This is a genomic window from Undibacterium sp. TC9W, from assembly GCF_049339865.1.
Classification (GTDB): domain Bacteria; phylum Pseudomonadota; class Gammaproteobacteria; order Burkholderiales; family Burkholderiaceae_D; genus Undibacterium.
In genome coordinates this window covers 1-21,721 of sequence record NZ_JBMPPJ010000039.1, presented here as the reverse complement: position 1 = coordinate 21,721, position 21,721 = coordinate 1, and the positions used below count along the sequence as shown (strand labels likewise).

The following is a 21,721-nucleotide window of genomic DNA, read 5'->3' as shown; positions in this document are numbered from 1 at the left end:
TTGAAACGAGAATGCAGCATTATTCCTTCAAAAGACGGATGTCGGCAATTTCAAAATGATATTCACCAGTTTGCGGCCCGGCATTGAAGGCGAGGATAGTGATGATGCTGGGGTCCATACCCTTGAATTTAGTGAAGGGGATAGAGATTTCCTGCCAGTCTGCCGTGGTTTTGAAACTGACTGAGACAGGAATAAAGCTGCCTTGCATGCTGATGCCTACGCTATAGTCTTTGCCATCACCCTTGACACGGAATTTCAAGGTGTTGGCGTTGCCGAGATTGACTGCTTCCATAGGCTTATTGCCGGGAAAGAAAGCCAGACCAGCCCAGGGATAAGTAAAACCAGGGTTGATACTGCCAGCGACCGAGAGCGCATGTTCAGGAACATCGCCATCCTTGCCAGACTCGAGGACTTTCAGGGTGACTGTGGATTTGCCACCCATGGGGGCATCATTGGATGGATACCAGCCTGAGCCAAAAGGACTGGCCAGCTTGTTTTTGCCAAACAGGCTTATGCGTCCATCTGCAGGAATTGCTACCAGCAGGTTTTTTTGCATGCTTTGTTTGCTGACTTCCTGCAGTTTTTGCTCACGTTGTGCGGTGACCCTTTCACCATCTTTCCATACATCGACAATATTGCGTGTATTGAGAATATCCTTGTCCGGCTCGCCTTCAACCAGCAAGAGATCAGCTTTGTAACCCTTGGCAATACGGCCCCGGTCTTTCAGCCTGAAGGCGGTGGCTGGCACCGACGTGGCTGACGCCAGTGCTGCCATTGGGCTCAGGCCTGCCTCGACCAGTGCAGCAAGTTCATGATGCAGGCTGATACCGTATTGGGTGCCGGAATTGCCAGCATCGGTACCGGCCAGCACAGGAATGCCTGCGGCATGCATGGCCGCTGTTACCTTTCTTGGGGCTTTGAGCAAATCAGCATCAGGTTTGTGGCCATATGGTGTATTCAGCGGCTGCATTTGCGATTTGCTGAGCAGGCCAGTCATGCGTTTATCAGACAATACGTCCTGTTCTTTCAGGCCAGCGATACTCTCCAGCACTGCAAAAGTCGGTATGACGAAAGCATGTTTGCTTTTTGCGCTGTTGACGAGTGCACGCAAATCCTGCTCACTGATTTGCCTGTCGGTGAACAGATGCACGAGGCCATCTGCACCGGCATCCAGCGCATCCTGTGCCTCTTTCAGGGTACCTATATGGACAACAGCGAGCTTGTTGCGCAAGTGTGCCGCTTTGACCAGTGCCTTGACGGTAGCATTGTCCAGGCTGTTGAAGGTATGTTTTTCACTGCCATGCTCTATGACGATCTTGATAAAGTGCGAGCCTTCGGCGATACGGGCATCCACCCATGCCTGTGCTTCTTCAGGCTTGGTCAGGGTAGGGATGGGCATACCATATTCTGTGCCATGGCCACCGGGTGCTGTGGCAAGTGTGCCGGCAGAGATGATGTCGGCACGGTCGTGGTTCTCGCCCTTGCGCATTTTTTCATTGATGGACTTGAGCATCTCGACATTGCTGAACATGTCGATCTGTGTGGTTACGCCATACAGGAGTGGCAGTTCCTGATCCTGGAATGCATGTACATGGGCATCAATCAGACCTGGCAACAAGGTGCGGCCCTTGCCATTGACGATGGTGGTATCAGCGGCAGGCTTGCCGGTGAAATTGCTATCCTGGATTTTTCCATCGACGATGAGTACATTTTTATCAGTCTGTATTTTCTGGCCATCAAACACGCGCACATGTTCAATCAAAAAACTCGCAGCAGTTGCGGGGGAATGAATAGTGCCAGCGCAAACGGCCAGTGCCAGGGCGAGAGTGGTTTTATGCATTGAATGTCTCCTTGTTAGTGATGTTTTTATTTTGCCCTGCCAAGCACAGTTGCGACAGAGGCAAATGCCATCAGTTTGAGATGACATTTGTCATATCGCTCTTTGTCATCTTGATTATCTTTGAACTTTGGTTCCTGATCTCTGAACCCTGCAATTTTGTGGACAAAAAAAATCCCGCAAAATGCGGGATTTTGTTCTCTTTGTCCAGTTGGGACTAAGGTGATGTGCACAGGCAATGTGTCAATGCTGTGAAACCTTTGCCTTCTTTATTGACTTCTGCCAGCCAGCTCAGGTCATTCAGCACCTGGCTTGCAGCCGCTGGCGGCAAACCTGTAGGGACCGCAGCAAGCTTGAAGTTGTCCTGCAATACCTTGGCTATCTTGGCGTCAAAAATACTAAGCAGGCGGTCTATCTTGGAAGGTTCCCGTTCTATATAGCTGATGCGATAGTCTGACCCTAGTTTGGCACGGGTGGATGCCGATTTCAGTGCGTCACCAAAACTGCCTATGGTATCAACCAAGCCTCTTTCTTTGGCTTGTATACCAGTCCAGACGCGGCCCTGGGCAACTTCATTGATTTTCTCTGGCGTGGTCTTACGTGCTGCTGCCGCCTTGGAGGTGAACTCAGCATAAGTGTGATCTATGCTGGCCTGTAAGACTTGGGCAAAACGTGCGTTGAATGGACGCAGGGGATTGAAAGGATCGGCCAGCCAGGTGGTTGGTGAACCCGCAGTGTGTACCCCTAGTTTGTCAGCCGCCTTGTCAGCAGATGGCAAAATCGCGATTACACCGATGGAGCCTGTAATCGTGGCTTCATTTGCAATCACTTCGTCAGCTGCCATCGAAATCCAGTAGCCGCCGGATGCCGCAACGTCGCCCATGGATACCACGACGGGTTTGCCTGCCTTGCGCGTCAGTTCCAGTTCGCGACGTATCAGTTCAGAACCAAAGGCACTGCCGCCAGGAGAATCTACCCGCAGCACAACAGCTTTGATGCTGTCATCTTCCCTGGCTTTACGTATCATTTGTGACGTCGATAAACCACCGATGGAACCTGGAGGCGCGCTTCCTTCGCTGATTTCACCAGCAGCGACAATGACACCGACGGCATCACCAAATGCCTTGGTCTTGACCCTGGCCAGGTAATCGTCAAAAGAAATTTGACGGAAGGTTTTGATCTGTTCGTCCCTGACACCGCGCTTGAGCATCAGTTCACGCAGTTCATCGCGGGTTTTCAAACCATCGACGAGCTTGGTATTGATCGCCAGTTTGGCGAGGTCGCCACCAGCATCGGTCAGCAATTTACCGAGGTCATTGATGCCGCGCATGATGTCGCCTGCTGGCAGTTTGCGGGCTTTTTCTACGTCGGTGGTATAGGTTTTCCACAGGCCATTGTATAAATAAGCCTCGGCTTCTGCCGCTTCTTTGGATGGGCCGTTGGCGACATAAGGTTCACCAAAGCTCTTGAAGTTACCAGCCTTGAGCACATTCACCGTGACACCCACTTTGTCGAGCACATCGCGATAATAATTGCGGTATTTGCCAAAGCCGGTAATCATCACAGTACCCATAGGGTGCAAATAGACTTCATTCGCATGAGAGGCCAGATAGTACTGGCGCTGGTCAAAGCTGGAACCCCAGGCAACGACAGTTTTGCCACTGGCCTTGAAGCGGTCAATCGCAGTTGCCACTTCGCGAAGGGTGGCAAGACCCGCTCCACCCATTTCATCCAGCAACAAGACTGCACTGCTGATTTGCGGGTCTTTGCCAGCCTGGTCCAGCACCGCCAGCACATCGCGCAATTGCGTGGTTCTCTTGGTGTCGCCCCTGGCTTCCGCCAGCAGTGCTTCACGTGGGCTGCTGTCATGCTGTTCGACCAGCGTGCCTTTCAGATTCAGCACCAGGGCAGTTTTGCTTTCTATTTTTTTTACCCCGCTACTGAGAATGTTAACGATGATCATGATCAGAATAGCCAGGATCAGCAGGTTGAAAAATACCCTGCGGCTGAAATCCAGCGCATTCCAGAGATATTTGAATCCTTTTCCTGCCCAGCGTAGCGGTGTGAAAGCCATAAAAATTTCCTAATGAGACGTAAGACTGAATTATTCAGGCCAGATGGTTTTTAACAACTGGGCCAGATGGGCACCGGCACGCGCCAGCGCATCTTCTTTCATATTCAGCATGGTTTTTTCATATTCGAGTGGTAAAGCGATAGACCAGTTATTTCCTCTTTGGTTCGGTGTGCTTTTACTGAATTGTGTGCCTGCAAATAATACCTTGGCATCACGGATGGCATCATTGGCCCACAAGACGGGCAATTCTTCGATAGCGCCATTAGTTGGTGCCACTGCTTTTGCCTTTTTGGTCAGCGCATCATTCATGCGGCCACGCTTGAATTGCTGTGGCAGGTCATCCCACAGCGAATGCAAATTGCCACATGGGCATTGCAGCGCATTGCCGCCTACGGTATTGCTGCCACGGTCATACTGGCCTTCATCAGGATTGACGATCTTGCCGTCCGCATTCAGGAACACAGATCCTACATGCAGTGGTTGGTGCAAGTCGCCGACATAGTGAGTCAATAACATCAGGGCTTCCTGCTTGTCCTTGAAATTGAACGGGGCAGGCTGCGGTTTACCTTGCAAGACCATGACCGCAGCACGGATCGCATACACGACATCGTGATCGCTGGTGCCAACATAGCCCAGCTTGTATTGATCATGCTGCAAAGCCACGTCGGCATAGTGATATTGCTTGTGGCAATTCTCTTCGTCAGAGGCTGGGTTGCAATTGGTGTTATTGCGTTTTACATAGTCAGCCATGGCGGCGATGCCTGCTGCCGTCTCAAAGGAAGCACATTCTGGATAACGGCCTGTAGATGTATAGGCAAAATCCTTGTCCGGCGCGATGCCCTTGACGCAATCACCCCATACAGCAATTTTTTCCAGTGAGTTATCACCCAGCAGGGCCTTGACCTGGGCACCAGCCTTGCTGCCTGCCAGCAGGTTTTCGGCGACGGCACCGACCGTCTGGTGCCCATCTGCGCCCCAGGCAAAGCCCAGTTGAGGCAAGCTGGCCAGCGCCAGCATGAAAGCGGATATCAGTAGCTTTTTCATAGAAATATCAGATAAGGAGTAATCAATACCAAAGATGGTAAGCAGCAAAGATGACGAGGATATAGCAAACTGATTAAATTGTGTGTAGAACTCATTTCATAAATAGGGTGAGGTGCGTTTGCCTCATAACGTGAGCGGGCAAGCGGGTGAGGCCGTCAATAGCGGCGCTACTGATAATGAATCCAACGTGGTCCAACATGCGTTATAAGGCAAACCCTTCGGGAACTGACGATTTGGGCGCATTGCTGTGTTGTGCCCTTTGCTAAGGCAGGAGCCTTAGCTGCAGGTCACGCCTTGCACTGCATCCCAAATCGCCTTGTTCGCACTCATCCTATTTATGAAATGAGTTCTGATCAGAAGGCATATTGCAGGCGCATGCTGAACACCCCGGCATGGCGGGTATTGAGTTTGCCCACGACATACGAGGCTTCATATTTGATGGCTTGCTTGCTGTCCGGCGTATTGCCCAGCCTGACATTGCCAGAAATCATGGGGCCGGCGCGGTGAGATTGCCGGGCTCTGGCTGACCAGTTGTCCCAGTCACCGAGTTCTCCAAAGCCATGTAAACCAAATTCCAGCTCAGACCGCAGGCGGTATTTACCCTGCCACTGGTATTTCATCTGCATGCGGCTGGCGGGCGTGGTGCGGTAAGTTCTTTCCAGAAATACATTGGTATTTACCTGGACGCGGCCAAATTCAGTCTGCATGGCCGGGCCAAATTCAAAGTCCAGGCCACGGCTGCTGTCGGTATTTTTGTTCAGGCTAGTATGTAGCGCCAGATCAACCGGATATTGTCCATGAGTCAGCAAGAAGTCGTTTTGCCAGGTCCAGGCGCTATTTGCCAGCGAACTTGCGCCACGTTTTGCCCAACTTGCATACACTTCGGTGTACCAAGTCTTGTTGGGCATATAGCTGATACCCAGTTCAGGTACGGTCGAGGTCGCCCGGTTTTCGGGGAATGAAGACCAGGATTTGAAATCGATGGTCTTTTCACCCTCATTTTCATAGATACTGACCAGATAATAACCAGAACCTGCCTGTGCAGACATGGACATGGATACGCAGAAAGAAAATGTTGCCGTAAGAGCAAATTTCTTCATGGTGAACTAAGTTATTGTAGATATCGTCATGCCCACATGATGGCATTGTCATGGGAAAGTGCAAGAAAATCTCTGGGGGGAATTGTTATTTCCTTCATTTTTCTTGTAACGGGTGGCAAATTGCACAGGCGCTGGCAGCGCTTGCATTCGACTTCGCCCCCAATACCAGCTAAACTTGCGTGTTTTTCTTCATTTTTGCGGCATCAGCATGAACACCATGAATACATCCCCAGACGATAGCGCTGAATCCGGCCACGAGTCAGTCTCAGAGACAACTACGTCCAGCGCAGCATCGAAAGACCTGATCAGCCGCGAAGTGGCACGTCGCCGTACCTTCGGCATTATTTCCCATCCGGATGCGGGTAAAACCACGCTGACTGAAAAGCTGCTCATGTTCTCCGGCGCGATTCAACTGGCTGGCACGGTCAAGGCGCGCAAGAGCGGTCGCCATGCGACATCCGATTGGATGGAAATCGAAAAGCAGCGTGGCATCTCGGTAGCGTCCTCCGTCATGCAGTTTGAATACCGCGACCACGTGGTCAACCTGCTAGACACCCCAGGTCACCAGGATTTTTCTGAAGATACCTACCGTGTGTTGACGGCAGTCGATTCTGCCCTGATGGTGATTGATGCCGCCAAGGGTGTGGAAGAACAGACTATCAAGCTGCTGAATGTTTGCCGCATGCGCAATACGCCCATTATCACCTTCGTCAACAAGATGGATCGCGAAACCCGCGACCCGCTGGAGTTGCTCGATGAACTGGAGTCTGTACTGAAGATACAGTGCGCACCCGTGACCTGGCCTATAGGCATGGGTAAGACTTTCCGCGGTGTGTATCACATCCTGAAAGACGAGATTTTGCTGTTCACCCCTGGTAGTGAACGTGCTGACCAGGAATTTGAAGTCATCAAGGGCATTGATAACCCGCGCCTGGTCGAGATGTTCCCGCTGGAAATCGAGCAACTAAAGATGGAAGTCGAACTGGTGCATGGCGCATCCCATCCATTCAGTCTGGAAGACTTTTTGGCAGGTGTGCAGACACCGGTATTCTTTGGTTCTGCCATCAATAACTTTGGTGTACGTGAAATTTTGAATGCCTTGCTGGACTGGGCACCGGCACCGCGTGAACGTGATGCGACGATACGTTCTGTTGAACCAAAAGAAGTCCCGTTCTCTGGCTTTATTTTCAAAATCCAGGCAAACATGGACCCGGCTCACCGTGACCGTATTGCCTTCTTGCGCGTGTGTTCTGGCCGTTTTGAACGCGGCATGAAACTCAAACATCTGCGCTTGAACCGCGAGATCAAAGTGTCGTCTGTCGTGACCTTCATGGCATCTTCGCGTGAACAGGTAGAAGAGGCTTACGCCGGTGACATCATCGGTTTGCCTAACCACGGCAATATGCAGATAGGTGACAGCTTCTCAGAAGGTGAATTGCTGCAATTTACCGGCATCCCTTACTTCGCACCTGACTTTTTCCGCACGGCACGTATCTTGAATCCGCTTAAAATCAAGCAATTGCAAAAAGGCTTACAGCAATTGGGTGAAGAGGGCGCGGTACAGGTATTCAAGCCTGTCGTCAGCAGTGATCTGGTGCTGGGTGCCGTTGGTGTCCTGCAGTTTGAAGTGGTTGCCAGCCGTCTTAAAAACGAATATGGCGTTGATGCCGTGTTTGAAGGCACCAGCATCAGCAGCGCGCGCTGGATCAGTTGCGACGACAAGAAAATGCTGGCTGATTTTGAACGCTCCAGTGCCGGTGGCAACATCGCCTATGATGCGGCAGGCAATATGGCTTATCTGGCGACCTCGGGTGTGAATTTGAAATTGACACAAGAACGTTGGCCTGGCGTAACTTTCCACGCTACACGTGAACATGCTGCTAAATTGAGCTGAGGCTATCTGCCTCACATTCGGTAAGCATCGCCATTAAAAAAGCGGCTGACAGAGCAAAAAGCTTCTGTCAGCCGCTTTGCTATTGGGGCTTTAAAAATTTACTTGAATGCAGATTTTATTTTGCTAACATGGTCATTTAAGATCAGCTTTTTGCACAGCGATATGACGCGCAGTTGACATGTAGCTGTCATATTGTGGGTGCAAGATAATGTACACACACCTAATAGCCCTGTAGCAGTATCTGTAATAGCAGAAATTGCAGGTGGGCAATCAATTTCCTTCCCGGTTTTTTTGCAACTTTGATGAGGAGCGTGATCATGGCATTATTTTTTATTGAAGCAGTCCGTTTTGACGGCAGCGGCCAGCGTGTCGCCAAAGTACGCTGGGGTAAGAGCAAGGGCGGCCAGGTGATGCCCCCCGCCATGGTAGATGACCCGCAGGAGGCCGATGTACAGACAGTGCTGGATACCATTGCCAATGGCGATGAAGTATTACCAAAGTTCCACGGTGAAAATGGCATCATACTGGGACCAAAAGTTGTAGGCATATATTATGAAGATGGTGCCAGTGGCTTGAGCACCGCCAGCGACGATACGCCTGGCCATAGCCTGAACGACCTGCCTTCTTTCTGATCTTTTTTGATCCTTCTGAGCATTCCGGCGCGCCTCTATTTTTCCTTGCGGCAAGAGTATAAGGGGCGCGCTGTCAATTCCCGGTTTTACAATCCTTCCATGTTTTTCGCATATAGACTGGCTTGGTATATGCAAATAAGAAATACTTCGTTGTCCTAATGTAGTCAGACTCCATATCATATACAGGTCGCCGGATAAATCTTTCTTTCTGGCATGTTTCAATGTGTATGCCTTCTGTTATCAATAACGAAGGTGTAAAAAACTTCTCAGGGATATGATGAAAACTTCTACAAAAAAAACAATTTCCACTTTACTGGCTGGCGTTATTTTGGCTGGTGCTTCTTTGACTGCAACAGCCGCAGACTTGCTTGATACGGTTAAATCACGCGGCACTTTGAAAATCGCGCTGGAAGGGACTTATCCTCCTTTCAATTTTAAAGATACCAAAACCAATGAACTGGCCGGCTTTGACGTTGATGTTGCCAAATTACTGGCGGCTAAACTGGGTGTTAAACCAGAATTCGTGACTTCTGAATGGAGCGGCATACTCGCAGGTTTGTCGGCAGGCAAGTTTGATGTCATCGTCAATCAGGTGGGCGTTACTGCCAAGCGTCAGGAAACATTTGATTTCTCTGATCCATATACTGTTTCCAGCGCACAGCTCATCGTCAAAAAAGATGAGAAACGCGAGTTCAAAAGCCTGGAAGACCTGAAAGGCAAAAAACTTGGCGTAGGCCAGGGTAGTAATTATGAAGAACGTGCCAAGGCGGTGGCTGGTGTTGAAGTCAAGAGCTACCCGGGCGCACCTGAATACCTGCAAGATCTGGCCGCTGGCCGTGTGGATGCCGCATTGAATGACAGCTTGATGGTTGCCTACCTCGTCAAGACCAGCAATCTGCCTATCAAAGCTGGCGCACCTATCGGTGAAATTGCAAAAAATGGTATTCCCTTCCAAAAGAATAACCCCAAGTTTGCCGCTGCCTTGAATGCAGCGTTGGCTGACATCATCAAGGATGGCAGCTTTGCCAAAGTATCCAATAAATGGTTTGGCAAGGATGTCAGCAAGGCACCTGCTGCACAATAAGCGACAAACTAGCTGAAAATAGGCCGGCAATACTGTCTCATATGGATTGTCGGCTGCCTACGCATGTATGATTAAGTGGATGTAATCCATTTGATGTCACTAGAACTCATTTCATAAATAGGGTGAGATGCGTTTGCCTCATAACGTGGGCTGTTAAGGGTAAAGCAGGGGTTTCGTGTAGCATGCTGCACGCCTGCGTACGATGTGCGCTTGCAAGCGCGCATGCGCCCTGCAAGGGGACGAGGCAGTCAATAGCTTTGCCTATTGACAACGAGTCGAATTGTTAACACCTGCAGTCCAGCGCACGTTATGAGGCAAACCCTCCGGGAACTGACGATTTGGGCACAACGCTGCAATGCATCCCAAATCGACTTTTTCGCACGCATCCTATTTATGAAATGAGTTCTATATCCCCGTCATCACGGGGATATTTCTTTTTAAAGTCGCCATGGAAATTTTCGAATTGCTGCAAATGGCCGCTCCGGTCATGTTGAAGGGCGTTGCCTATACCCTGTTGTTTGCCATTGGTGCCATGGTGGGTGGTTTGATACTGGGTTTCTTACTGGCGGTTGCGCGGATATTGCCAAGCAAATTGATCAGCACTCCCGCTGCTGTCTATGTCAGCCTGATACGCGGCACACCCTTGCTGGTACAGATTTTCGTCATCTATTACGGCTTGCCTGGCATAGGTATAGAATTTTCAGCGACATCGGCAGGCATACTGGCACTGAGCCTGAACGCAGGTGCCTATCTGTCAGAAAGCATACGCGGTGCAATAGTTGGTGTCAGTCGCGGTCAGTGGTCTGCCAGTTCCAGCCTGGGTTTGAATTATGGACAGACCCTGCGTTATATCGTCGTGCCACAAGCCATGCGCGTGGCAGTGCCATCCATGAGCAATACCCTGATCAGTCTGATCAAGGACACTTCTCTGGTATCGGTCATTACCGTGACAGAGCTGATGCTGGCGACCAAAGAAGTCATCGCCACCAGCTTTCGCCCCTTGCCACTGTATATTGCAGCCGCTTGCGTTTATTGGGCATTGAGCCTGTGTTTTGAAGTTGTACAAAGACGCCTGGAAAAACGTCTGCAAAAAGCCCATCAGGTTTGACACGGCACCGTACCGCACCGCTTGCCTAGGCGGGTTGTGCCGCCTCTTTTTGCAGGCCATTCAGATAAGTGACAGTGAGTTTTGATTGAAGCGCTGCTTGCAATAATTCTGATGGCATGAGCCTGGTGTCAGCCCGTGTCATGGTCAGTGCCTGGCCAGGCAGCAGGCTGGCTTTATAGCCATAATGTGTCAGGCACGCGGCAATCCAGGACTCCATGATTTCGAGTACATAAAGACGCTTGCCCAACGGCGACAGGAAGCTGACACCTTCTGGCCTGAGCCTGTCCCATAAGCTGTTTGGATCAGTCGCCATCTTGACCAGTTCATTCAGGGGCAGGGCTTGCGGGTCCATCCAGCTACCGGCAAATCGCTGTTTATTCTGCTCCTGCAAGACTTCGGTAGCATATCTGTCCCAGTCACAATGCTGCAGGTTTTCTTTTTCAAACATCGCATACCAGGCATTCTCTGTTTCTGCTTCTCCACCCAGTAAATGCAGGCACTGAGACAGGGGAGGGAAGCTGGGTTTGGCACCCGGTACAACGGCTGCCACCCTTTCTTCCAGACTGGGATGGGTATCAAATTCCGTGGTCGTGTGTGATTCTGCGTAGTTGATCGCAGTTTGAATATCGGCCCGCTTTACGCCGGGTTTGCAGAAACGGCGGAAACCTTCAAAGATAGGCATGCGCACGCCACGATTCAAGGCAGGGCCAAGTTCATAGTCAAGATAACTGGACCACATCGGTGAAATCAAATGCACCTTTTCCAGCGCCGCCCGGGTAGCTACCGGGCCAAATTTTTTGGCAGCCAATGCGTCGGCAGCGAATTCTTGCTCGCGTGATACGGCTGCTGATAATTTCAAAAACCATTTGCCGTAATAACGGAACAGGACATCCAGGAAAAACATGGAGTCGTCCAGATCTGTGACTGTATAAGCGATAGACGTGCGGGTGCGATATACCCAGGGGCCGAGTGACAGGTCGCCTGCAACAAAGTGACCAAATTCATGGGCAATGACTGAGCCCAGTTCCGCCTCCGAGAGTGTGCCCAGCAAAGGCAGGCCCAGACCAACCTCAAGCTCCTTCACTTTCCCCCGCCAGTTCTTTTTGCCACTGATAAAGGCAGATGCCACACCTATCAGGTGAATATTCACTGGTGCTTCTACCTTGAGTTCCTTGGCGATGCGCTCTACCAGCGCATACAAGGGTTCAGCGGTTTGGCGTGATAAAGGTTTAACGGTATTTCCGCTCTTTTTCTCCTTGCTGCGTGGCCGCAGCGAATACGCCAGCGTCAATGCCGCAATACCTGCAATGACACCAGAAAATTGCAAGGAGGAGCGGTGATTGATCTGGGTAATCGGCACCCATGCCAATGCAATTAACAGCCCAAGGGCGAGTACCCAAAAGCCAACCCATAGGGCGACAACCAGTCCGGCGCGGCGCGTCAGATTGGTTTTTTGTGGTTTGCGTTGATGTTCTGTTTTCATAAATTAACTCAGCTTTTCCATTGCCTGATTGCCGTGCTGACTACACCTTGCAGCACATCTGTTTTGGCCGCCAACTGCCTTAGATTCTGCCGTTCCTGCGCCGACAGTTGTGGATTGCGTGAGCGGATAAAATAAGCCGCAGCCAGCACATCTGTTTCAAAATCTACTTCATCCAGGTTCACTTTTTCGCCCCGCACATATTGCTCAAAAACCGACAAATCGGCTTTGCGCATATGCATCATCTGCCGCAACTGATTCTGGGTGGCTTTGTCATTGATGCGGCTGGCTTCACCATACAGCAGTGCCAGTTGATCTGCTCCCAGATGCTGGCGTATCTGTGTCGTGTTGATATGTTTTAGCAGATCCAGTGTCTGCTCCGGTGAACTGCTCAAGCTTAGTGAAAGCTTCACCATGGGCATGTCACGATGCTCTGTCTTGTTCGGTGGCAAGCCAGCTTTGGCGCGATAAATATCCAGGATATTGTCATTGTCGTCGTCCGGCATGCTGCGCAAATACTTTTCGGGATCACCAATTCCCTGTTGTCTGGCTATTTCATTGAATTCGACAGTAAGCACGGCTCTTTCCAGACCCTTGCTGTTATTGATTGCTGCATCCAGTAATTTCAGGGCATCAGCGGGGCGTTGTTGCGTCAGCAACAGCTTGATTTCTGTATCCAATAAATAGCTGGCATTTTCTGGCGACAGTTTATGCAGTTGCTGCAAATCCTGGGCAGCGCCACGGTTGTCGCCGTGAACAAATTTACGCCAGGTCAGGCTGCGCAGGATATTGGCATCTTGCGGGAATTTTTTCGCCAGGTTTTTCATTGCCAGCAAGCCTTCATTACCGCTCAATAGCGAGGCATACAAGTATTGCTCTGACGAAGAGTCAGCAGCCTGACTGGCGCGTTGGGCATATTCCTTGAGCATCATGTCATGCTCACCGATATCATCACGCAAATCCTGGATGCCGCGCTCCAGCAATACATTGTCCGGATGTATTTTCAAGACCTTGCGGCTCAGGCGCAGCGCTTCTGCACGCGAGATGCCGTTGGCGACATACAGGGCAATGTCAGTGGTGCGCGTATCCCAGTCCTTGATGGCGGCATAGGCTTCCAGCGCGGGCAACATGTCTTTTTCCTGACCGTGGCCAAATGCATAATTCAGGCAGGACATCACAGCGGGGGTGTCAGCCTGGTTGACAACAGTCAATTGCTTGGCGCTGACACTGCTTTGGTGCTTGCTCATGCTCTTGGTTTGCGGCGGTTCTGTGAACAGATACTCGACACCGGCAAATTCCAGCAGGCGCTTGCCGCAATACACGGTCTGGCTGCCAGCTTGCTCTGGAGAGGCTGGTTTGACTTTGCTATAAATGATGGTGTTTTCCACCAGCGGGGCAGCCCCGGCGATATTCCATACGTTATAGCGGTCAGTGCTTGCCAGCGTCTGATCATAGGTGTCGATGATGCCAGTCTTGTCGCTGCTGGCTTCGCCTTTTAATTGACCTACTGGCAAGGTCATGGTTGCACGTCCTTGTGCTGCCACGACCAGTGCCTGTTCCCCTATCTTCACTTTGACGGGTATGTCAAAACCATTCAGTATGGTCAGGTTCTGGGTGCTCGCTTCCTGATAACTTGCCGCCGCACCGGTCAGTACCATGATGACCATGGTCAGCGCCAGGCCACGTGTATATAACCAGCCCATGATGCCCAGGGGCGCACGGGCATAAATTTGCCATTGCCTGTCGCCAGTGCTGCGCACTACGTAAGATCCCATGGGAACGAGTGGTATGCCAAACAGGATGACAAAAGCATGCAGGGCAATATGGCTGCCGTCAGTATCCCGCTCCGATTCACCGACAAAACTGAAGCCTACCGAGTTGATTGTTCCTAGCGAAGGCGTACCTTTCAGTGGCTTGGCAAACAGACGGCGTTCACTGGTCAGCTCCTTGAGTACATCCTTATGCTGTGGAAGGCGACGGAACAGGCGTGCCAGGACCAGGGAACGATAGACCTTGAACGGATCTCCAGATTCTATGGCCCGGCTGATTTTTGGGTCATCGCTGAAAGTGCGCAACTCTGGCACGCGCTGGAATAAATTGGCTGGATCAGATATGGACATACTGGTTTATGAATGAGATAGCCAACGGTAATAAATTGAAATAAGGGATGTACAAACGATTACATGAGAAGCATCAGGCTTTCCTGAAGCGTGGTGCCAGCGACAAAACCACCAGCGCAGTGGCGATGGGCAGGGTAGAAATAAAACCGAAATACTTGAATCCATACGCGCCAGTCAAAGCGCCGAAAAAAAACGAGAATACCAGCAAGCCATGCAAACGCAGTTTTTGCAAATTGGCGCCTACTTCGTTTTCATGTTGAATCTCGCCTTTATTCCTGTTCCAATACATCATTTTTCCGAGCTCTATACCTATATCAGTGACCAGACCGGTGACATGGGTAGTGCGTATCTCGGCTTGTGAGATTTTAGTGATCAGCGCATTTTGCAGGCCCATCACATAACAGAGCAGGACAGTGGTGAACGAGACGGTAATCACGGCGTGTTCCTGCAATTCAGTACCAACTAGGCCAAATACCAAAAGCAACACTGCTTCCAGCAGCAAGACAGGGGTATAGATATAGCGAAAGTGGTTACGTTTGGCGTAGTTCACCATGATAGCGGTGCATGCCGCACCCCAGGCAAAGGCAATCAGCATGAACAGTGCGGCAAATGCAGGCAGTAATTTACCCAGGACCAGGTCATCGGCGGCAGAGGAAAGCATGCCTGTCATGTGGGAGGTATATTGACCTACTGCCAGAAAACCACCCGCGTTCAAAGCGCCAGCCACACATGCGAGACTTACTCCCAGGTGCAGGTTAGACCGGGGAGTACGCTTGGGTGAGGTCAGCTTGGCGAGATAATTGATGGGCATGCAGGAAACGATAGAATTTTTGCCAGTCTGAGCAGAGTTTAGCTGAAAAACTGGCAAAAATGCACGTCCGCCTGCATTTGCTTGCTTTGAACAGGTTGATTGCTACATGCTCACTTCTCTATTTCCGTGACAGTCAACTCACATCGCAGGCTTTTGCTTAGCCAAAAAACTGCGGTGATCCTGAAAATTCAGGGCGCAACGCTGGATAAAGTCACCTAGCGGGTACTGTCGATGCTGTTCACCAGCAGTTGTTTTCTTTTCTGTATCGGGGAATATGCCCATGCCCGCCAGCAAAGCGTACCAGGAGGCTACCGGGTAATACTTCTCGATATTCTGACGGCGTATTTCATCGCCCAGATCACGGCCTTCCAGCCAGGTCGAAAAGACGTGCTTGAGCGAATCAGGTATCCTGTGCAGGTTGGCTGCGTTAGCCTTCCAGTATTCTGTATCTGTCCGGGTATTGGTTTTGTAATGGGCGATGATGTAATTCCTGTGCCCGTCAAAATAATCATTGATTTCCTGGTTATAGACTTGTTGAGCCTGTTCGCTCAAATCACCTTTTTCCAGGAACAGGCAAAAGATCGCAGCGGTCATTTGCGTCAGGTAAAGTGCCGTCGCTTCCAGCGGCTCAAGGAAGCCCTGCGATAGCCCGACAGCCAGACAATTCTTGTTCCAGTGTTTTTCCACACGGCCGAGTTTCATCTTCAGATGACGTGCTGGCGTGTCAGAGTCAAGCGTGCCAATTTTTTCGCGTAATTCTGTCTCTGCCTGATCTGCCGTCGTAAAAGCTGAGCTATATACATAGCCATTGCCATAGCGGTTTTGCAGCGGTATTTTCCAGGCCCAGCCATGCTTCATAGCAGTGGATACGGTCAGCGTAGGAATCTTGTCGCCTATGTCGGTAGGCATGGCAATGGCTGAATCGTTAAGCAAATTATCTGCGTAACTGACAAAAGCTGTTTTCAGTGCCTTGTCTATCAGGAGAGCAGAGAAACCTGAGCAATCGACAAAGAAATCTGCAGCCAGTTCACTGCCATCAGCCAGGCTGACGGCGGCAATATTCCCTTTTTCATCCAGACGGGCGTAATCGATATGCGCCTTGATATGTTGTATGCCTGTCTGCAAGGCTTTCTTGCGCAGGAATTTGCCGAGCAGCATGGCGTCGAAATGATAGCCATAGGTAGTAAAGAAAGGGAAGTTGTGATCACCGATGGGTGCAAGGCAACTGTCAGCCAGTTGCGCCGAAAGAAAAAACTTGTTCGGCAAGGCACAGACATCTGCCCCTTGTAAGCGTGCTTTGACGTTGTCGATAAAGGATGGCAAGGTCAGATTATCGATCATGGTCACAAACGGGTGAAAATAACTCGCATGACCGGGTTTGCTTGACCAGCCATCAAAGGCAATACCGCTTTTGTAGGTGGCATTGCATTCAGGCATCCACTCTGCTTCCTGTATGCCCAGGGTGTCGAAGAAGCGCTTCATGACTGGTGTTGAGCCTTCGCCTACACCAATGACGCCAACGGTTTCTGATTCTATGACGGAAACCTGTATGCCCTTGCCCTTGACGGAATGCGCAATCAGCAGTGCTGCCATCCAACCGGCAGAGCCGCCGCCGACAACCAGGATTTTTTTTATGGAGTCTTGTGTAGTCATATCGTTTGCCGTAAAGATAACAGTATCAGAAGAATATCTGACAACAGGGTTGAAAATGAAAAAAAGTGATGGGGCAGGCATGCACCATCACTTATGAAGCGGGGAAGCAGAACAACGAATCAACTTCCCCGCATTTACCGCTATAGAATTACAAAACAGCTTACATCTTCGCGTGCAAAGTCAGGAAGATTTGACGGCCATTTTTATACAGGGATGCTGGCAAATCTGCTGCACCTGGTGTTTTCCAGGTAGAGCTGACCAATGGGTTATTGAGATCTTTGCCATCCAGAGAGATCGAGAAGCTGTCATTGATCTGATAAGCCAGTGTTGCAGACAAAGTACCGATATCGTTCTGGTAAGCGGCGCTGTTACGGCTGGTACCATTCAGGAAGCCGGAACGATAGCTGTAAGTCAGACGTGCGCTGAACTTGCCATCTTCATAGAATGCACCGATGTTGTATGCATTTTTGGAAGTGCCGATCAGAGTACAGTCAGGAGCCAGCAAATCACCGCACTTGGAACCAGGAGCTGCACCTGTTTCTTTACCCAGTGTGTAAGTGTAGTTAGCGTTGATACCAAAACCTGCTGGTAATGCCTGGATGTAAGCCAGTTCCAGACCTTTAACTTCGGCTTGTGTATTGATAGGCGTACTCATTGCATACACAGTGTTTTTCTTCTGGATCTGGTTGTAGAACGTGCCTGTGCTTGCGCCGTAAGTCACGTAGCCATCCAGAGCCGAGTAGAAAATATCAGCAGAGACCAGGGATTTTGGAGCGAAATACCATTCCACGCCCAGATCTACTGTGTTTGCACGGATAGGTTTCAGGTTAGGGTTACCACCGTTACCTGTACCTTGTACGTCACGCAGATCCAGACCAGCCATTTGACCCAGTTCAGGACGAGCCATTGTGCGAGAAACACTAAAACGGGCAACCATGTCTTTGTTCAGATCCATGCGGAAGTTTGCACTTGGCAGGAAATCGACATAATTGTTGTTATAGGTACGTGGCTCAAAATTACCGGAAGCACCGATCTCATTCCGTGTGACTTGCTCGCTGGTGCGGGCAACACGCAAACCGAAATTACCGCTGATGCCTTCGCCTGCAAAATCAGCCATCACATACGCAGATTGCGTTGGCTCTTTAATGGAGAATTCATTTTGCAGCAAATGACCAGAGTAGTTGGTGTATTGCGCCAACCAGGCATTCACAGAAGCTTGAGAGAAAGTCCAGTAACCCGCACCATTGGCACCCAGATCATTGAAAATGGCTGGGAAGGCTGTCAAACCAGACATAGGCAAGTTGGCTGCATTGCTCAAACCTGGCAAAGCATTGTTACCGATAGACGTCAGATCACGCTTGTGTTCAGCAGCACGGAAACCGAAACGCAGAGTAGGGATGCTGGCGAGATTGGTTTTGAACGTGCCGTCGATTTGTGCGTAGTCTTCCTTGTCATTGGCCGTTACGTGTGAACCGTAAGTGTATGGTGCGCCAGGTGTGCCAGGTGCGCCATTATTAAAGCCGCCGATAGAGAACTTGTCAGCACCAGGTGTGACATAAATCACTGGCTTGTCAGAACCCTGAACTGTGTAGCTACCACCTGTCCATGGCATCCAGATACCCATCGCACCACTGATAGTGTTGCCCAGGCCTTTGGTTGTACCGATTTTGCCGGCAAGCGTCAGTTGATCATTGACGCGGAAAGAGCCGTCGATGTTAAAGAACTGAGACTGGCTTTCTGCTACAGGACGGGAGAAAATTTCCTGTACAGAGCTGGACATGCCGCTACAAGGTACGCAACCGGCAGGATTGCCAACGGACAATTGGGAAATAACGCCCTGGCTCAACGTGCCACTGACAGCGCTGGTTGGGAAACCAGTTGTTGCCCAGGAAGGCCCGACGAAACGGCCTAGGGATTGCATGAAGTTGTGATTGACGTTAGGTGCATCCAAATGAGACTGGAATGCAGTGATATCAATGTTCACATCTTTGGATGGTTTGAACTGGAAGTCAATCAAACCGCCTTCGCGAGTACGTTGCTGTTCAAACCATGCTGTACCACCCAGATAGTTGGTGACTGCGCCAGAAGCTGGCGATGTTGCTGTGTTTGCTGTACCAGCACCTTTGATGGCGCTATCGATAGGGCTGCCGACATCAACTTTATCCCACCAGATTTGATTCTCTTGGCCAGCGCGGCTCAGAGTACGTTTTTGGTGGAAAGCCTGTACCAGAATACCCATGGTAGATGCATCATTTTTCCAGGCGATCAGACCGCTCAACTGAGGATCAGATTTGCCGGAGTTGGCAGAGTTGACCAGACCGATACTTGCCTGTGCATTGAATTGCTTTTTGAAATCCAGTGGCTTGCGTGTTTCGATATCGACTACACCTTCAGCACCGCCATCAAGCAGGTTGGCTTGGGAGCCTTTATGTACAGTTACGCGGCCTATCAGTTCGGATGGGAACAAAGAGAAGCTGACGCTGCGGCCACCGCCAACGATATTGTCGGCAAACCAGTCACCGCTCGATACTGAGTGACCATTAAGTGTTGTCAATGTCAGGCCAAATGGTGTGCCGCGCAAGGCAACGCGATCGTTCTCACCAAAGCTGCCTTCGCCGCCACCGGCCGCAGCAACGCTGACACCCGGTACGCGTTGCAGAGAGTCTGCAACGTTTTTATCAGGCATCTTGCCGATGTCTTCGGCAGTGATGACTTCAACGAAATTATCAGCATTACGCTTTTGATTCAAAGATTGCTGCAGGGATGCGCGAATACCAGTTACAACCACTTCTTGAGGCACTGCGGGCTTTGTTGCCTCTTGTGCTTGCGCCTGCATGGCAACGCTCATGATGAGTACCGCAACAGCGGACGCCACGGGCGTTAAATTGTTCCTCATTGGACTCATTTTATTTTGCATTTATTTCTCCTTCGGTTAAGACCTGTGAAAAGCTTTAGATCCGTGACAAAAAATTGCTTCCTCCCCCATACCCTACACACTTGATGTTTTGACAGTGAGTATTTTCGGTACAACCCGCTGCAGTAAAAGTCATTCAGAGTTAGCTACCACTCGAAACAACAACACCGGATGTGAAGCACTTTAGTGGTGACCAAACAGGTTGTCAATCGGTATCTAAGTGGTATCTTTGCGATGTTTAAATGATTGTCTCTTTGATATGTGTATCGACTCTATCTATATGTTTTTATTGAATAAATTATTCTTTTCAAATTCAGAAGATAAGAAGTGGACTGATGTTTTATTCCCACATGTGGTCTTTAATTGTTTTTTTTTTAGTCGGTAAAGTGGATTTGAAGTGGCTTTGAACTTGGTTTTTTAAATTTATTTACTTATGCCTTGAGTGCGGTATTAACGGTGCATTCTGTGCACGGAAAACATGGTTGAAATTCCCCTGACAGCACTGACAGACATGGGTGTTGCCCCGGTCATGTTGTGCTTGATGGCTTTATTTGCTATTTGATGAGTTAAGACCAGTTGCAAAAATGTGTCATTGTTTTGACGTGAATTTTTGCTTGAGCAAGGCTCATAATACCTTCTGATTTGAGCCTTTCAGGATGTCCTGAAAATGGTAGACTTAATTCCACATAGATACCTCTTGACAACCAGTTGTGAGGACACTACAGTGAGCCAGATTCTAAAGACTGGCGCTTACTTAAGACGTATTCAAGGCTGTTCAGGGCAAGTTGTACGGGAGTGGTATTTTTGTGTTTTCCTGCAAGGATAAAGTTCGGGACATGCGTGCGTCTGCAAAATTGCAGACACATGAATTGACGCATCATTTATCCAAGCAATGCGATGCAAACTGCTCCTGGTCCTGAACCTGTTATTGCTGTCGTGTATGGGAGCCGGTTGGTGAAAATATCTTCACAATAATAGGGGGAGCAGTAATGGATTTTTCAAATCGCCAGCAAGAGCCGGGGAAGAAGTTTATAGGCTTAGGGCTGGTTATCGCATTTCACGTACTGGTGGTATATGCCCTGGTATCTGGATTGGCGCGCAAAGCGATGGAAGTGGTGATCAAGCCAGCAGAAGTCAAGCTGGTAGAAGAAGTGAAGCCACCGCCACCGCCACCAGACACCCCGCCGCCGCCGCCGCCAAAATTGTTGGCCCCGCCGCCACCGTTCATTCCGCCACCGGAAGTTCAGGTCCAGCAGCCGGTCCAGCAACAGCCAGCGATATCAGCGGTATCGAATGTCAAGCCAGAAAACCCGACATTCACCAAGACCCAGGCCCCACCTGCACCAGTTGCAGAAACCAAGGCCACAGGTCCCGTCACGATACCAGGCGTGATCGACTTCAACGTCGGTGGATGCAAACCGGAATATCCGCGTGCCTCCCTGCGTAATGAAGAAACAGGCACCGTCCTGTTGTCCGTCCTGATTGGTGCAGATGGTTCTGTCGCCGACGTCAAGATCGACAAATCCAGCGGTTTCCGCGGTCTCGACAATGCGGTGAAATCCCAGTTGATGTCAGGTTCCTGCAAAAACAAACCAGGTACCGTCGATGGCAAACCACAACAGACCTGGGCGAAAGTTCAATACGTTTGGAAGTTGGAATAAAAGAGATCAAGACCTCTCAACACAGAGGCACGGAGACACAGAGGAGCACAGAGAAACCTGAAAGAGAAAAAGCAACAAGTATTTACTCAATCAGTTCTGTGCAAAACGAAATCCTTCCTCTTGCTTTTCTCTGTGACTCTGTGTCTCTGTGGTGAAGATGTTTGGTCTTAAAGTTTAATATTCAAGTAATACATAAAAACAGCAGTAAGCAATACCAACCTTATTTTGTTAAAAGGAAGCACCTCAATGAAAACCCGTTTCTCCGCATTCCTGGCTGCAACACTCCTGGCTGTGACAGCCGCCGTTGCC

General features: G+C 50.1%; 14 protein-coding genes. 5 read left to right on the top strand and 9 right to left on the bottom strand.

Going from position 1 to position 21,721, the window contains the following annotated elements:
* Positions 1-19 precede the first annotated feature (19 nt).
* From ACO0LN_RS29385 to ACO0LN_RS29370, 4 genes are all read right to left on the bottom strand, one after another.
* Complete coding sequence (locus ACO0LN_RS29385; RefSeq protein ID WP_422980152.1) at positions 20-1,840, bottom strand: CIA30 family protein; 1,821 nt, start codon at positions 1,838-1,840, stop codon at positions 20-22.
* A gap of 214 nt (positions 1,841-2,054) precedes the next feature.
* Positions 2,055-3,911, bottom strand: a complete 1,857-nt coding sequence (gene sppA, locus ACO0LN_RS29380) for a signal peptide peptidase SppA (protein ID WP_422980150.1) — start codon at positions 3,909-3,911, stop codon at positions 2,055-2,057.
* A 30-nt stretch (positions 3,912-3,941) separates the two neighbouring features.
* The gene (locus ACO0LN_RS29375) at positions 3,942-4,955 is read right to left on the bottom strand and encodes a S1/P1 nuclease (RefSeq protein WP_422980148.1); all 1,014 of its coding nucleotides are present in this window, start codon (positions 4,953-4,955) and stop codon (positions 3,942-3,944) included.
* Between the two features lie 353 nt (positions 4,956-5,308).
* Positions 5,309-6,055 (bottom strand): hypothetical protein, encoded by a 747-nt coding sequence (locus tag ACO0LN_RS29370; protein ID WP_422980146.1) that lies wholly within the window; start codon positions 6,053-6,055, stop codon positions 5,309-5,311.
* Between the two features lie 217 nt (positions 6,056-6,272).
* On the opposite strand from ACO0LN_RS29370, the gene ACO0LN_RS29365 reads away from it, so the two are divergent.
* From ACO0LN_RS29365 to ACO0LN_RS29350, 4 genes are all read left to right on the top strand, one after another.
* Positions 6,273-7,949: a peptide chain release factor 3 gene (locus ACO0LN_RS29365; RefSeq protein WP_422980144.1), complete on the top strand. Its 1,677-nt coding sequence runs from the start codon at positions 6,273-6,275 to the stop codon at positions 7,947-7,949.
* A 317-nt stretch (positions 7,950-8,266) separates the two neighbouring features.
* Positions 8,267-8,581: a hypothetical protein gene (locus ACO0LN_RS29360; RefSeq protein WP_422980142.1), complete on the top strand. Its 315-nt coding sequence runs from the start codon at positions 8,267-8,269 to the stop codon at positions 8,579-8,581.
* A gap of 274 nt (positions 8,582-8,855) precedes the next feature.
* The gene (locus ACO0LN_RS29355) at positions 8,856-9,665 is read left to right on the top strand and encodes a transporter substrate-binding domain-containing protein (RefSeq protein WP_422980140.1); all 810 of its coding nucleotides are present in this window, start codon (positions 8,856-8,858) and stop codon (positions 9,663-9,665) included.
* A 448-nt stretch (positions 9,666-10,113) separates the two neighbouring features.
* Positions 10,114-10,773 (top strand): amino acid ABC transporter permease, encoded by a 660-nt coding sequence (locus ACO0LN_RS29350; RefSeq protein WP_162058174.1) that lies wholly within the window; start codon positions 10,114-10,116, stop codon positions 10,771-10,773.
* 25 nt (positions 10,774-10,798) lie between these two features.
* Here the strand turns inward: ACO0LN_RS29350 and ACO0LN_RS29345 are convergent, their stop codons facing one another.
* From ACO0LN_RS29345 to ACO0LN_RS29325, 5 genes are all read right to left on the bottom strand, one after another.
* Positions 10,799-12,256, bottom strand: a complete 1,458-nt coding sequence (locus ACO0LN_RS29345; RefSeq protein ID WP_422980138.1) for a M48 family metallopeptidase — start codon at positions 12,254-12,256, stop codon at positions 10,799-10,801.
* A gap of 8 nt (positions 12,257-12,264) precedes the next feature.
* Positions 12,265-14,373: a tetratricopeptide repeat protein gene (locus ACO0LN_RS29340; protein ID WP_422980136.1), complete on the bottom strand. Its 2,109-nt coding sequence runs from the start codon at positions 14,371-14,373 to the stop codon at positions 12,265-12,267.
* 73 nt (positions 14,374-14,446) lie between these two features.
* Positions 14,447-15,184: a YoaK family protein gene (locus ACO0LN_RS29335; protein ID WP_422980134.1), complete on the bottom strand. Its 738-nt coding sequence runs from the start codon at positions 15,182-15,184 to the stop codon at positions 14,447-14,449.
* A gap of 138 nt (positions 15,185-15,322) precedes the next feature.
* Positions 15,323-16,837, bottom strand: a complete 1,515-nt coding sequence (locus ACO0LN_RS29330) for a tryptophan halogenase family protein (protein WP_422980132.1) — start codon at positions 16,835-16,837, stop codon at positions 15,323-15,325.
* A 160-nt stretch (positions 16,838-16,997) separates the two neighbouring features.
* Entirely contained in the window at positions 16,998-19,733 is a 2,736-nt protein-coding gene (locus tag ACO0LN_RS29325) for a TonB-dependent receptor (protein ID WP_422980130.1), read from the bottom strand.
* Positions 19,734-20,740: 1,007 nt separating this feature from the next.
* Here ACO0LN_RS29325 and ACO0LN_RS29320 point away from each other — a divergent pair.
* Complete coding sequence (locus tag ACO0LN_RS29320; RefSeq protein WP_162040463.1) at positions 20,741-21,412, top strand: energy transducer TonB; 672 nt, start codon at positions 20,741-20,743, stop codon at positions 21,410-21,412.
* Positions 21,413-21,721 lie beyond the last annotated feature (309 nt).